Annotated in this window: 9 protein-coding genes; 2 read left to right on the top strand and 7 right to left on the bottom strand. The window is 72.4% G+C overall.

Going from position 1 to position 14,629, the window contains the following annotated elements; all coding sequences use genetic code 11:
• Positions 1-36: 36 nt before the first annotated feature.
• The 4 genes from ACH4UK_RS34810 to ACH4UK_RS34825 form a co-directional block, all read right to left on the bottom strand.
• Positions 37-1,971, bottom strand: coding sequence for an IucA/IucC family protein (locus tag ACH4UK_RS34810; RefSeq protein ID WP_398362935.1), 1,935 nt, complete (start codon positions 1,969-1,971; stop codon positions 37-39).
• Between the two features lie 60 nt (positions 1,972-2,031).
• Positions 2,032-2,832, bottom strand: a complete 801-nt coding sequence (locus ACH4UK_RS34815) for a GNAT family N-acetyltransferase (RefSeq protein WP_398362937.1) — start codon at positions 2,830-2,832, stop codon at positions 2,032-2,034.
• Between the two features lie 82 nt (positions 2,833-2,914).
• Positions 2,915-4,837, bottom strand: a complete 1,923-nt coding sequence (locus ACH4UK_RS34820) for an IucA/IucC family protein (protein ID WP_398362938.1) — start codon at positions 4,835-4,837, stop codon at positions 2,915-2,917.
• Positions 4,838-4,865: 28 nt separating this feature from the next.
• Positions 4,866-6,260 carry a diaminobutyrate--2-oxoglutarate transaminase family protein gene (locus ACH4UK_RS34825; RefSeq protein WP_398362939.1) on the bottom strand — a complete coding sequence of 465 codons (1,395 nt, stop codon included), beginning with the start codon at positions 6,258-6,260 and terminating at the stop codon, positions 4,866-4,868.
• 355 nt (positions 6,261-6,615) lie between these two features.
• Here ACH4UK_RS34825 and ACH4UK_RS34830 point away from each other — a divergent pair, with 355 nt between their 5' ends.
• On the top strand, positions 6,616-7,785 hold the full coding sequence (locus ACH4UK_RS34830) for a trypsin-like serine peptidase (RefSeq protein ID WP_398362941.1): 1,170 nt from the start codon (positions 6,616-6,618) through the stop codon (positions 7,783-7,785).
• Between the two features lie 183 nt (positions 7,786-7,968).
• Entirely contained in the window at positions 7,969-9,141 is a 1,173-nt protein-coding gene (locus tag ACH4UK_RS34835; protein WP_398362943.1) for a trypsin-like serine peptidase, read from the top strand.
• Between the two features lie 76 nt (positions 9,142-9,217).
• On the opposite strand, the gene hflX is transcribed toward ACH4UK_RS34835, so the two are convergent.
• The 3 genes from hflX to ACH4UK_RS34850 all read right to left on the bottom strand — a co-directional run bounded on the left by hflX (position 9,218) and on the right by ACH4UK_RS34850 (position 14,617).
• Entirely contained in the window at positions 9,218-10,738 is a 1,521-nt protein-coding gene (gene hflX, locus ACH4UK_RS34840; RefSeq protein ID WP_398362944.1) for a GTPase HflX, read from the bottom strand.
• A gap of 131 nt (positions 10,739-10,869) precedes the next feature.
• Complete coding sequence (locus ACH4UK_RS34845; protein ID WP_398362946.1) at positions 10,870-12,315, bottom strand: M1 family metallopeptidase; 1,446 nt, start codon at positions 12,313-12,315, stop codon at positions 10,870-10,872.
• A gap of 124 nt (positions 12,316-12,439) precedes the next feature.
• The gene (locus ACH4UK_RS34850; protein WP_398362947.1) at positions 12,440-14,617 is read right to left on the bottom strand and encodes a RelA/SpoT family protein; all 2,178 of its coding nucleotides are present in this window, start codon (positions 14,615-14,617) and stop codon (positions 12,440-12,442) included.
• Positions 14,618-14,629 lie beyond the last annotated feature (12 nt).

Below are 14,629 nucleotides of genomic sequence, written 5' to 3' on the forward strand. Positions count from 1 at the left end.
CCCGACCACCCTACGGCGCACCACCGACAACGGCGATCACTCCCGGACGCGTACGGAGGGGTGCAGGGGGTTGGGAACCGTGCCGTGGATCGCCGCGTGCGGACGGCTGGCACGGTCCCGGTAGCCGTCGACATGCAGACGGTTGCGGTTCAGACAGAGGCGTTCGATCTCGGGGGTGAGCATGTCGAACATCTCGAACCGCTCCTTCAGCTCGGGGAAGCGGGCGTGATGGCGCACGATTTCCGCCCGGACGAGTGACCAGAAAGCGTCCTCGGACACCCCGAGCTGCTCCTCGCAGAGGGGGGACAGATAGCGGAAGACGCCCACGAAGAGGCCGGAGTGAATGAACTGAGTGAGGAAGGACGGCTCCTCGGTGAGGAGGACCGCGCGCACCTCGTCGGGCATGGTGTCGTGCTCCGGCAGCGGGCGGGCGCTGATGTTGACGTCGTCGACGAAGTCCTTGATGGCGAGCCGTACGGGCACGTCGTTCTCGTCGAACACGACGATCGCGTTCTCGCCGTGCGGGGAGAAGACGGTGCCGTAGCGGTAGAGGAAGTGCAGCAGAGGCGGCAGCAGCGCGGCGAAGAGCCGCTTCAGCCAGGTTTCCGGGCTCAGCCCGGAGCGCTCGACCAGCTCCGCGGTGAACGCGCGGCCCGCCGGATCCGTATGGAGGAGGGAGGCGAGGGTGCGGGCACGCTCGCCCGGGTCGAGGCGGGGCGGCAGGGGCTCCCGCCAGATCGCGCCGAGGACCTCCTTGTACTGGTAGGGCGCTTCGGGGAGGTGGTCGTACAGCGGATGTTCGACGGTGACGGAGGCGACCTCGCCGAGGAGGATGACCCGGCAGGTGTCGCGCAGGAACGGGTCGTCCGCGCACAGTCCCTGCACCCAGGCGGTGACCGCGGGGGCGGCGAGGGTCCGCTCGGTCGGCAGGCCGCGCCAGACCAGGGTGTTGAGGATGGAGAGCGGGAGCTTCACGCTGTGCCGCTCGGGCCGCTCCACGTTGGCGAACGTGCGGATCGACTGCTGCGGGAGGCGGGCGTCCCCGTCGGTGTGCAGGGCCACGATGTCGTCGTCGGCGATGGCCGGGGCGAAGAGCGGCACGATCCACTCGTCCCACTGCCAGGGGTGTACGGGGAGGTAGAGGTAGTCCTCGGGGGCGTGGCCCCGCGCCCGCAGCACCTCGCCGAAGGCGTCCCGGACGCTCGGGTCGAGCTCCCCGCCGTACAGCTGGTCGGGGGTGGTGAGGCGGCCCACGCCCCGGTACTGCGCGATGCGGTTGCTGACCGCGATCCACGGCAGCCGGAGCGGGCTGCGGGTCTCGGGGGCGAAGCGCGCGGCGTCGGCGGCGGAGAAGCCGAGCCGGCCCTTGCTGGCCACCAGCCAGGGGTGGCCGGTCTGATGGCCTTCGAGCTCCGCGTAGTCCAGGGCGGCGAGCCGGTCCGCGGTGAGGGCGGTGTGGTCGAGCCGGGCGTCGGCGGACAGGGTCAGGGTCAGCTCGCGGATGAGATGGCCGAGGGTCGTGCCGTCGAGTCCGAGGAGGTCCCGGGCCCGGGTGAGGAAGGTCAGCGGGTCGCGGAAGGGCCGGGGGCCGGTGGGTGAGCCGTTGGACGGTGCGTCCCCGTGCGCGCTGGTGGGTGAGCCGTTGTCGGTCGCGGCGGTGGGTGAGCCGTTGTCGTGGGTCGCCGGGGGGTGTGCGGTCACCTCGATCGAGTCGGGGTCGACGCGCCAGCTGCCGTAGACGCCTCGCCGGGCCGTGAAGCCGAGCACCGACCCGTCGTCGAGGGTCAGGCGGTGGCGTCCGCCGGTCCCGGGCCCCGGCACGGGCTCGACGATCTCCTCGTAGGCGAACTCGCCGAGCATTTTGGCGAGGAGCCGTGCTGCGGCCCGGTCCCAGACCTGTCGGGTCAGCTCCGGAGGGCTGAACAGCTGGGGGGACTCGGCTGAATCACGGCTCGCGGGATATGTCGGCACGGGGACTCCTCCGATGGGAACCTATGAGGTTCGAGCGGTGTGGAAAGTGCGGCGAGTAAGTCACAGCTGGGCTCGGCACGTTCGGTCGCGGATCATCAGCGCGGCGCGTTTGTCGGGGAGATCCACTTCGGCGGAGAAGCGGAAGCCGGCGCTGAGAAACGCGGATACGGACGGGGTGTTGCGCAGGTCCGGCTCGGCGACGACCCGCCCGCACTGCGGGAGGTTGTCCAGGACGAGGTCGGCGACGGCGCGGAGCAGGGTGGTCCCCACGCCCCGGCCCCGGTTGTCCACGCCTCCGATGAGGAGGTGGATGCCGGTGTCGTGGGGGCGGGCGGGGTAGTGACGGGCCAGCGGGTCGAGGTCGGCGCGGTAGATCTCCCAGTAGCTCATGGGCGTGCCGGCGAGCACGCCGAGGCAGGGGATGCTGCGTCCGTCCCCTTCGAGCTGGGTCCTGAGATGGTCGGCGGTGACGGACTCCGGTCCGGCGAGCTCCCAGAAGGCCGCCACTGCAGGATCGTTCATCCAGCGGCTGAGGAGGGGGATGTCGCGCTCCGGCCGGACGGGGAGGAGCCGGAGCTCCCCCGCTTCGGTGACCGCGGGCGGCCAGGCTCCCGGGTCGCCCAGCAGCTCGCCGGGTCCAGGGGGCCGGGCCGCCGGGGCGCTTCGCTCCTCGGCGATCAGGGCGAGGAGTTCCTCGGTGAGCTTCAGGTCGAGGGTGTCCTCGGTGCCGGTGCTTCGGCCGTCGGGGGCGCCCCCGGCGGAGGCGCCCTCGTCCTCGCCCGCGCCCCCGCCGCAAGGCGCGGCGGGGCGCCGGTCTACCGGTGCTGCGCCGGATTCCGCTGAGGCGTCGGCGGGAGGCACGGTGGCCTTCTCCTCTCTGGACCGGGTGCGGTCGGTGGGCGTCGTCGGTGCGGTGCGCTCGGAGTCTGCCCCGTGTGGGGGCTCAGCTGTAGAGGGGGTTGGCGATGGTGACGTACACGGACTGGGTGTCGACCGGTCCGACCAGCTCGTCGAGGCCGTGCAGCCGGGTCAGCAGGTTGGCTTTGCAGCGCAGTTGGCGGTTCTGCAGGAGATACGCGGGCAGGGGCGAGCCCAGTTCCGCGGTTTCGGTGAGGAATTGGCGCAGCACGGTGAGGAGGTCCCGCTCGTCTGCCAGGTGCTGGGACCCGAACGCCCCGATGAGACCGAGGACGTTGTTGATGCCGAGGTAGTAGGCGAACCGCTCGTCGGTGACCGGGTCGGAGACGAAGGTGTCGCTGACGGCGCCGATGCCGGGGAGGCGCGCTTCCAGCTCGGCGCGTCGGGATGCGCGGAAGTAATAGCCCTGGTTGTCCCGGTAGCGGCCGCCGACGGGCCAGCCGTCCGGGTCGAGGAGGACGAGGGTGTTCTGCTGGTGGGCCTCGAGCGCGACTCCGGCGTGGGCGTCGAGCCAGAGCACGGGGCGCACGACGTGGTCCAGATAGCGTCGCAGCCATTCGGCGGAGACGGCCGCGGAGGTGCGGCCGGTGCGGGCGGTCAGCCGGGATACGGCCTCCGCGAGCCGGGAGCGCATGCCGGGCTGTCCGGGCCGGGGGCGCTGCGCGGTGAGTCCCGCGATGCAGGCGGCGTCGTCACCCGGTCCGAAGGGGTTGTGGCGGAGCATCACGTCGAGCCCCGTGACGGGAGCGCCTTCGGGGTCGTCGACGGCGAGCCAGGCGGGGTCCCGGACGATGTCGAAGCCTGGGTGTTCGCGCTGCCAGCGCTCGGCGAGCCCGGTCGACAGGAGACGGTGGACCTCGACGCCCCGGTGCAGCTCCTTGCGGAGGTTCTCCCGGCGGGAGTTGGTGATGCGTACGCCGAGGGAGAGCTTGAGCATCACGCGCGCCCCGGGCCGGTGCACGGTGCGGATGGAGGAGGTGGGGTGCCAGGGCTCGCCGTGCGGGCCGAGGTCGTGGAGCAGTCCGGTCTCGGCGAGGGCCCGTACCTGGGGGCGGTGGAGCAGGTCGGCGGCCTGCCAGGGGTGCACGGGGACGGCGACCGTGTTGGGGGGCAGGCTCAGCCCCTCGGCGTGCGGGGCGAGCAGCTCCTCGGCGGTGGCCGGACCGCCCTCGGTCCAGGCGGAGTCGGTGGCGATCAGCGACCGGTCGACGGCGAACCAGTGCAGCGGGAAGGACCCGTGGAGCTCCGGCGAATAACGGCGGGACTCCGCGTCGGAGAGGCCTTCGCGGCTCTTGGGCGTGGGGTGGAGGGGGTGGCCGAGCAGGAGGGACTGTTCGGCGGTGAGGAACAGATCGGCCTCGGCGGGGTCCGCCGGGCTGCGCCGCCGCTGGTCGATGAAGCCGGCGGTGTGGCGTACGGAGTCGGCGACCCGGCCGACCAGATCGCCCGCGCCGCTCTCGCCGCCCTCGCGGCCGATGAGGACGGCGACGGTGGCCGCGTCGGCGGGCGGGGCGTCGGCGGGGGCGTTCTCCAGGACGGGTGCGCCGAAGCGGTGGGCCCCGGTGGCGGACCAGTAGCGCACGGGGACGAGCAGGGCGGTGCCGCTGGCGGGGAAGGCGATCCGCAGGGTGTCGCCGTCGGGGCGGGGCAGGTCGCTCTCCCGGGTCCAGCAGCGCAGAAGGTTCTCCGTGCCCGCCGCGTCGGCGGCCCGCAGCGGGTCCGGGTCGTCGAGGGCGTCCGGCACCCGGTCCCGGCCCTGGTCCCGGTCCGTCGGCATCCCGGGGGCCGAACCCGGCCCGTAGGAAGAGGGGTTGGGGTCGCCGTGGTGCGCGGATTTCTGGCGGGGCACCGTCGTCGCCTCGACCGTGCCGGGGACGGCCGGTCCGTCCTGCCCTCGGTGCTGGGGGGTGCCGTGGCCGTCGGCCTCGGACGCGGGGGTGGGGTTCACGGCGTTCTTCCTTGTGGGGATTCCGGGTTCAGGTGGTCGGCCCGGCGATGGTCCGACGGTGCGGGGAGCGTGTCGCGGCTGCCAGCGCGTCGGCGAGACGGTCGACGACGGCGGTGGCCTGTTCGTCGGTGAGGGTGAGGGGCGGCAGGAGACGGACCACGGCACCGTGCCGGCCGCCCAGCTCGACGATGAGGCCGCGGCGCAGGCATTCCTGCTGGACGGCGAGGGCGAGGGCCGGGTCCGGCGGCGGAGCCGGGGTGGGGTCGCCGGCTTCGGCGGGCAGGGGTGCGCGCTCGGGATCCACCAGCTCCAGGCCGATCATCAGTCCACGCCCCCGTACGTCACCGATTCCCGGGTGATGCGCCCGCAACTCCGTCAGGCGGGCGAGCATCCGGGCCCCCAGGACCGCCGCACGGTCGGCCAGTTGGTTCTTCCTGACGTACGCGAGCGTGGCCGCGCCCGCCGCCATGGCGAGCTGGTTGCCACGAAACGTACCCGCGTGCGCGCCCGGCTGCCAAAGATCCAGCTCAGCGCGGTAGACGATCACAGCGAGAGGCAGGGAACCGCCGATCGCCTTGGACAGGACCATGACGTCGGGCACGATGCCGCTGTGCTCGACGGCCCAGAACGCGCCCGTCCTGCCGACCCCGGTCTGCACCTCGTCGGCGATGAGCGGGATGGACCGCTCCTCGGTGATCCTGCGCATGCGGCGCAGCCAGGCGTCGGGGGCGGGGTTGACGCCGCCCTCGCCCTGGACCGGCTCCACGATCATCCCCGCCGGGGCCGGCACCCCGCCCTTGCTGTCGTCCAGCAGGTGTTCGGTCCAGCGGGCGGCGAGTGCGGCGCCGTGCTCGCCGCCGGTCCCGAAGGGGCAGCGGTAGTCCTGCGGGAAGGGCAGCCGGGTGACCCGTACGTCGGTCGCGCCGCCGGAGGCCTCCAGCGCCCCGGCGGTCATGCCGTGGTACGCGCCGGTGAAGGTCAGCAGGCCGGTGCGCCCGGTCGCCGCGCGGACCAGCTTGAACGCGGCCTCGACGGCGTCCGTGCCCGCGGGGCCGCAGAACTGGATGCGGGCGTTGTCGGCGAACTGCCGAGGCAGGGTGGCGAACAGCTCGGTGGTGAAGGCGTCCTTGACCGGGGTGGCGAGGTCCAGCACGTGCAGCGGCGCGCCGGAGTCGATGACCTTCCGGATGGCTTCGAGCACGACGGGGTGGTTGTGCCCGAGCGCCAGGGTGCCCGCTCCCGACAGACAGTCGAGGTAGCGCCGTCCGTCCGCGCCCTCGATGGTGAGCCCGCGGGCGCGCACCGGGACGATCGGCAGGGACCGCGCGTAGGTGCGGGCCGCCGATTCGCGCAGGGACTGGCGGCGGAGGATGCCTTCGTGTGCGGAGGGCGGCGCCACCGGAGCGGGTTCGGTCACGGACACGGCTCTTGATCCTCCTGCGGTAACAGTTGCGTTGCACGTCGGTACGATTCCGCGCGGACGCACCGGGAGAGTGAACGCTGTCCTGGTGTCCCCCGTACGTACCAACGACGCCGACCGCGATGGATCACGGGTAAATCGGAACATCCTCGCGGCGACGGAACCGCGGACCTGCCGCGTACCGTCACCATCGGCACCGGCATAGTGGGGGCCGCACAGCGGCGCGCAAGCACCTGCTCCGGCGCCCGAAGTGTCCGCAATACAGCACGTGTACCGAGTGACGAAGTCCCAGGGGGATCACCAGATGCGACCCATTCGCCCGACCGATACCGCACGCCGCGGGAGGCGCGCACGGCGCATGCCCTCCAGCGCGCTCGCCGCGACGGCCGTCGCCGCCGTGCTGGCGCTCACCGCCACCGCGTGCGGCCCGGAGGAGGACAACGCGGGCTCCACGCCCAGCGCCTCGGCCGACCAGTCGTCCGACGGCAAGGTCGCCATCCCGGACGATCTGAAGAACCGGCTCAAGGAGCACGGTATCGACCCCGACAAGTGGCGTGACGGGGAGTGGAAGAACTGGGACAAGGACAAGTGGCTGCGTGAGGCCAAGGACTTCGTCAACCCGATCATCGACGGCCTGTGGGACCCGGACCGGATGCGGGAGGCCGACAAGCCCCCGGAGAACCCGGTCGACAACGACATCTCCGGCGACGACGGGGTGACGGACCCGACCCCGGCTCCGGTCCAGGCCGCCGGTGTGGCGACGCCGTACCACGACAACGCCCCGGAGGCCGGGAAGCTGCTCTTCGACGGCCCGCAGGGGTCGATGGTCTGTTCCGCGACCGTGGTGAAGGACCCGGCGAACCCCGGCAAGTCCAACATGGTGTGGACCGCCGGGCACTGCGTGCACGCGGGCAAGAAGGGCGGCTGGTACCGCAACATCGCCTTCGTCCCGGCGTACAACAACGACGGCCTGTCCCTGAGCGAGCTGGAGACCGCGCCCAAGGAGAAGATCGCTCCCTACGGCGTGTGGTGGGGCCAGTGGGCCCAGACCTCCGAGCAGTGGATCGCCGAGGGCGCCGCGGTCGGCGGCCAGGGCGCCCCGTACGACTTCGCGGTGCTGCACGTGACGCCGGAGAAGGGCGCGGGCGGCAAGTCGCTGGAGGAGACCGTCGGTTCGGCGCTGCCGGTCGAGTTCAACGCTCCCGCCGCTCCCCAGATCACCGACATGACGGCCACCGGCTACCCGGCCGCGCCGCCGTTCGACGGTCAGAAGCTGCTCCAGTGCAAGGACAAGCCGGGCCGGCTGTCCCTCACCAAGGACCAGCCCACGATGTTCCGCATCGGCTGCACGATGACCGGCGGCTCCTCCGGCGGCGGCTGGGTCGCGGCGGGGCAGGACGGCAAGCCCGCCCTGGTCTCGAACACCTCGATCGGCCCGGTCACGGCGGGCTGGCTGGCCGGTCCGCGGCTCGGCAAGGAGGCCGAGGGCGTCTACCGCTCGGTCAGTGAGAAGTACGCGGGTCAGTAGGACCGGCGGCTCCTCCGCACGGGATCGGATCTTCTCCGCGGCCCCCGGCACGGCAGTCGCCGGCCGGGGGCCGCGGATGACCGGCGGCGGACCCCGGACCGCGCATGACAAGCACATGACAGACTGCCCACGCATACAGATACGTACCACCGCACGACTCAGGCATTCAGGGGGATCTCTTCCATGCGATCGATACGTCCGCTGCTGGCCGCGACCGGCCTCCTGGCGGCGCTGACACTGACGGCCACGGCCTGCGGCCCGGACGAGGACGCCGCCGCTCCCAAGCCGTCCGCCACCGACGGGGCGGCCGACAAGGGCCCCGCCGCCGGTCTTCCCGGTGATCTGGGCGACGCCCTGGAGAAGCACGGGGTGGACCCGGAGAAGTGGAAGAAGGGCGAATGGAAGAACTGGGACAAGGACGGCTGGCTGCGCAAGGCCGAGGACTTCGTCAACCCGGTCATCGAGGGCCTCTGGAAGCCGGACCGGATGTCCTCGGCCGAGGAACCCGCCAAGACCATGGCGGCCGGTGACCTCTCCGCCGGGCAGGACGTCAGCGACCCGGAGCCCGCGCCGGTGCAGGCCAAGCCCGAGAAGCTGCCCTACCACCAGCACGCCGCCCCGGTCGGCAAGGTCTTCTTCGACTCCCCCAAGGGCTCCATGGTGTGCTCGGGCACGGTCGTGAAGGACCCGAAGAACCCCGGCCGGTCGAACCTCGTGTGGACCGCGGGGCACTGTGTGCACGCGGGCGCGGGGGGCGGCTGGTACCGCAACATCGTCTTCGTGCCCTCGTACAACGACCAGGGCAAGTCCGCGGCCCAGCTGCGGACCGCGCAGCCGCAGGAGATCGCGCCCTACGGCACCTACTGGGCCGACTGGGCCGCGTCCTCCGGCGAGTGGATCTCCGGCGGCGGCCCGACGGGCGGCGACGGCGCGCCGTACGACTACGCGATCCTGCACGTGAAGCCGGAGAGCGGCACCAAGTCCCTGGAGGAGACGGTGGGCAACGCGCTGCCGGTCTCCTTCGACGCTCCGGAGGTCCAGCAGATCAGCGGCATGGGCGCCTGGGGCTACCCGGCCGGTCCGCCGTACGACGGCCTGCTGATGCACCAGTGCGTCGACCGTCCCGGCCGGCTCTCGATCGCCCCGGGCACCCCGACCATGTACCGGATCGGCTGCACCATGACCGGCGGCTCCTCCGGCGGCGGCTGGTTCGTCGCCGGGCCGGACGGGAAGTCGATGCTGGTGTCCAACACCTCGATCGGCCCGGTCACCTCGGGCTGGCTGGCCGGACCCCAGCTCGGTGAGGACGCCCGCAGCACCTTCACGATGATGACCGACAAGTTCGCCGGCCGCTGATCCCGGCCGCCGACCACGCCGAAGGCCCGGCCCTTTCCGGGGCCGGGCCTTCGGCTTTCGCGCGGTCGCGCCGCCGTCAGTGCGCGGCGGGGACGAACGTCCCGAGCTCCGCGGCCAGCTCCTCGTGGACCTGGGCCTTGAGCAGGGTGCCGTCGGCGGTGTGCTCCTCGGAGAGCACCTCGCCCTCGGCGTGCACCCGGGAGACCAGCGCCCCCTGGATGTACGGCACGAGCACCTCGATCTCGACGGACGGGCGGGGCAGCTCGGCGTCGATGAGCGCGAGCAGCTCGTCCATGCCGGCGCCGGTCCTGGCCGAGACGGCGATGGCGTACTTCTCGTTGCGCAGCAGCCGCTGGAGGACCAGGGGGTCCGCCGCGTCCGCCTTGTTGATGACGACGATCTCTCGTACGTTCACCGCGCCGACGTCCCGGATCACCTCGCGCACCGCGGCGAGCTGCTCCTCCGGCACCGGGTGGGAGCCGTCCACCACGTGGAGGATGAGATCGGACTCGCCGACCTCCTCCATGGTGGAGCGGAACGCCTCGACGAGGTGGTGCGGCAGATGCCGGACGAACCCGACGGTGTCGGCCAGGGTGTAGATGCGGCCGCTCGGCGTCTCGGCCCGGCGGACGGTCGGGTCCAGGGTGGCGAACAGCGAGTTCTCCACCAGGACGCCGGCCCCGGTCAGGCGGTTGAGCAGCGAGGACTTGCCCGCGTTGGTGTATCCCGCGATGGCGACGGAAGGCACCTTGTTGCGCTTGCGCTCCTGCCGCTTGATCTCGCGGCCGGTCTTCATCTCCGCGATCTCCCGGCGCATCTTCGCCATCTTCTCGCGGATCCGTCGCCGGTCCGTCTCGATCTTGGTCTCACCGGGTCCACGGGTGGCCATGCCGCCACCGCCGCTGGAACCGCCGCCGCCCATCTGACGGGAGAGCGACTGACCCCAGCCGCGCAGCCGCGGCAGCATGTACTGCATCTGGGCCAGCGAGACCTGCGCCTTGCCCTCTCGGGACTTGGCGTGCTGGGCGAAGATGTCGAGGATCAGGGCGGTCCTGTCGACCACCTTCACCTTGACGACGTCTTCCAGGTGGATCAGCTGGCCGGGGCTCAGCTCACCGTCGCAGATGACGGTGTCGGCACCGGACTCGAGCACGATGTCCCGCAGCTCCAGCGCCTTGCCCGAGCCGATGTAGGTCGCCGGGTCCGGCTTGTCGCGCCGCTGGTACACCGCGTCCAGCACCTGGGCGCCCGCCGTCTCGGCGAGTGCGGCGAGCTCCGCGAGGGAGATCTCCGCGTCGCGCACCGTCCCCGAGGTCCAGACGCCCACCAGCACGACGCGCTCCAGGCGCAGCTGGCGGTACTCGACCTCGGTGACGTCCTCGAGCTCCGTGGAGAGACCGGCCACGCGTCGCAGCGCGGCACGCTCGGAGCGGTCCAGCTGGTCGCCGTCCCGTGCTCCGTCGATCTCCTGGCTCCAGGCGACGTCCTCTTCCATCAGGGCGTCGGCCCGAAGGCTCTCGGTGAGGCTCTCGGGGGTGTTCTCCGTGGCGCTCTGCGCGTCCTGCGCGTCCTGGGGAAGGGAAGAAGAGGAGGTCATTGGATCCTTACGTCGAGAGAAGTCTTTACGTCGGTCACAACGTGTGATCTTCCCGGATGATTCCCTGCCGGGAACTCCGGTGCGGTCCGCCGCGCCGACGTGTCGATACTGGCACGGCCCCGCCCGGCCCGTCACGCGGGTTTCGCGCTGCTCCAGTCCGGGTGTCCGGGCATCGACGGGGTCTTCTTCCCGTAGAGCCAGCCGTCGAAGAAGGCGGTCAGGTCCCGTCCCGCGATACCGGACGCCAGCCGGGTGAAGTCGCCGGTGGTCGCGGTGGAGTCCCGGTGCACCCGGACCCAGGCGCGCTCCAGCCGGTCGAAGGCGGCCGCGCCGATCTCCTGGCGCAGGGCGTAGAGCACCAGCGCGCTGCCGTCGTACATGACCGGGCGGAACAGGCTGAGCTTCTGCCCCGGGGCCGGGCCGTCCGGGTGCGCCGGCGGACCGCCGTCCGCGCGCCAGCCGTCGGAGAGCTTGTACGCCTCGCGCATCCGCCGCTCCAGGGTCCCGCCGCCGTTCTCCTCGGCGTACCGGGCCTCGTACCAGCTGGCGTGTCCTTCGTTGAGCCACAGGTCGGACCAGGTCGCGGGCGAGACACTGTCGCCGAACCACTGGTGGGCCAGCTCGTGGATCATCACCGATTCGACGTACCACTCCGGGTAGCCGGGCTCGGTGAAGAAGGACTTCCCGAAGAGCGAGAGGGTCTGGGTCTCCAGGGCGAAGCCGAGGGGGCTGTCGGCGACGAGCACCCCGTACGTCTCGAAGGGGTAGCGGCCGACCTGCTTCTCCATCCACTCCAGCTGGGCCGGGGTCTTCTTCAGCCAGGGTTCCAGCTTCTTCCGGTCGGCGGCCGGGACGACGTCGCGCACCGGCAGTCCGTGCGGGCCGGTGCGGTGCAGGACGGCGGAGCTGCCGATGGAGACCTGGGCCAGTTCGGTGGCCATGGGGTGCTCGGTGCGGTAGGTCCAGGTGGTCGTGGCCCCGTGCCGGGTCTTCCCCGCGGGCAGTCCGGCCGCGACCGCCGTCAGCTTCTCGGGCGCGGTGATCCGGAAGGTGAAGTACGCCTTGTCCGAGGGGTGGTCGTTGCTCGGGAAGACACGGTGGGCGGCGTCGGCCTGGTTGGCCATGGCGAGCCCGTCGGCGGTGCGGACCCAGCCGCCGTCGTCCCCGGATCCGCTCGGGTCGCTGGTGTGCCGGACGGTGATGTCCAGCGGTACGCCCGCGGGGAGGCGGTGGGGGGCCCGGACGACCAGGTCCTCGCGCTTGCCGGCGAAGTCGGCGGCCCGTCCGTTGACCTCGACCGCGTGGACGGTGCCCCGGGCGAAGTCGAGGTTGATCCGGTCCAGCGGGGCGGTGGTGCGGGCCCTGATCTTCGTGACGGCGTCGAGGGGCTTGGTGTTGCTGCCGTGGTACGTGAGGGCGATGTCGTACGCGGACACGTCGTAGCCGGGGTTGCCCAGCTCGGGGAAGAGGCGGTCGCCGATGCCCAGGGGCTCGGGGGCGGGCAGGGTGGCGGCGACGAGGGTGGCCGAGGCGGTCGCCAGCAGGGCGGCGCGCAGGCGGCGGGTGAGGAGCGGCATGGACTACCGCTATCAGCGCATCGCCGCCCCGGCGGGGAGCCGCGCGCCGCACCACTCGAACGAGAACGCGCCGCCCGTGGGGGCGCGACGCGGCCGGCCGGGGCGGGTCGCCTCCGGGGGCGGCTCAGCCGGCCGGGGCCGGGTGCTGGGCGCGGCTGACGTCGTAGACCCCGGCGACCTCGCGCATGGCGCGCATCAGGGCGGGAAGGCCCGCCGCGTCGGGGAGCTGGAGGGTGTAGGTGTGGCGGACCCGCTGTTCGCTCGGCGGCTCCACGGTGGCGGAGACGATCGCCGCGTCGGCGGTGGCGATGGCCTCGGTGAGGTCGGCGAGGAGCCGGGGGCGGCCGAAGGACTCGGCTACGAGGGTGACCCGGCAGCCCGCGTCGGCCTCCCGGCCCCCGGCGTCCGCCCAGCGGGCCCCGACCGGGGCGCGGCCGATCTCCTGCATCGCGGCGACGGCGGGACACTCCCGGCGGTGCACGGTGACCGCGCCGCCGCGGACGACGAAGCCGGCCAGCTCGTCGGGAGGCACCGGCGTACAGCAGCCGGCCAGCCGCACCGGAGCGCCCGGCCCGTCGACGACGACGCCGGTGGCGCGGGGGCCGGAGCGGGTGCGCGCCGGTGCGGCAGCCCCCGGAGCGTCGCGTTCCGGGGCGCCGGCGGGGGGCTCGCCCTGGCCCGGTCCGCCCGCGACCACGGACGTCATCGTCGAGGGGGTGGGCTTCGCCTCGTCGGGGTGGTCGGTGAGCCAGCCGGTGATCGCGATCCGGGCGGCGGGGGTGCGGACATGGTCGAGCCAGTCGGGCGAGGGACCGGACGCGGTGTCCTGGGCGAGCAGCAGTTGCACGGTGTCGCCGTCGCTGAGGGCCGTGCTCAGGGTGGCGAGGCGGCCGTTGACCCGGGCCCCGATGGAGGTGTGGGCCCGGTCGCCGTACTGCGCGTAGGCGGCGTCGACGCAGCTGGCCCCGGCGGGCAGGCCGAGGGTGCCGCCGTCCGTGCGGAACACGGTGATCTCGCGGTCCTGGGCGAGGTCGTCGCGCAGGGTGGTCCAGAAGGTGTCCGGGTCGGTGGCGGACTCCTGCCAGTCCAGCAGCCGGGAGAGCCAGCCGGGCCGGGTCGGGTCGGCGCGCTCGTCGGACGGCTCGGTCTGCTGGGCGGCGGTGCCGTCCTGGGCGTACGGGTTGCCCAGCGCGACGACGCCCGCCTCGGCGACCTTGTGCATCCGGTGCGTACGGATGAGGACTTCGGCGACGGCGCCTTCGGGGCCGACGACCGCGGTGTGCAGCGACTGGTACAGGTTGAACTTGGGGGCGGCGATGAAGTCCTTGAACTCGGAGATCACCGGGGTGAAGCAGGTGTGCAGTTCACCGAGGACGGCGTAGCAGTCGGCGTCCTCGCCGACCAGCACGAGCAGCCGTCCGAAGTCGGTGCCGCGCAGCTCGCCGCGTTTCCTGCGGACCCGGTGCACGGAGACGAAGTGGCGCGGCCTGATGAGGACTTCGGCGCTGATGCCCGCGTCCCGCAGGGTGTGCGTCACGTTGTCGGCGATGGTTTCGAGGGGGGCGTCCGGGCCCGCGGCGGCGGCGATCAGGGCGCGGGTGTGCTCGTACTCCTCGGGGTGCAGGATCGCGAAGACCAGATCCTCCAGCTCGGTCTTGAGCGCCTGCACGCCGAGCCGTTCGGCGAGCGGGATGAGGACGTCCCGGGTGACCTTGGCGATCCTGGCCTGCTTCTCGGGGCGCATCACACCGAGGGTGCGCATGTTGTGCAACCGGTCCGCGAGCTTGATCGACATGACCCGGACGTCGTTGCCGGTGGCGACGAGCATCTTGCGGAAGGTCTCCGGTTCGGCGGCGGCGCCGTAGTCGACCTTCTCCAGTTTGGTGACGCCGTCGACGAGATAGCACACCTCGTCACCGAACTGCTCGCGTACCTGATCGAGCGTCACTTCCGTGTCCTCGACGGTGTCGTGGAGCAGCGAAGCGGTCAACGTGGTGGTCTCGGCGCCGAGCTCGGCGAGGATCAGGGTGACGGCCAGCGGGTGCGTGATGTACGGCTCGCCGCTCTTGCGCATCTGGCCGCGGTGCGAGGACTCCGCGAGGACGTAGGCCCGGCGCAGGATGGTCAGGTCGGCATCGGGGTGGTGGGCCCGGTGCGCCTCGGCGACATGGCCGATGGCGTCGGGCAGCCGGTCGCGGGAGACCGGGCCGCGCAGCGCCACCCGGCCCAGTCTGCGCAGATCGATCCGGGGGCGGCTCCGCCTGCGAAGGGGAGCGCCCGGATCGGCGGCCTCTGCACTCATGGGCACCTCCGG

Origin of the sequence: Streptomyces sp. NPDC020884, from assembly GCF_044333935.1 — a bacterium.
In the GTDB taxonomy this organism is placed as follows: Bacteria; Actinomycetota; Actinomycetes; order Streptomycetales; family Streptomycetaceae; genus Streptomyces.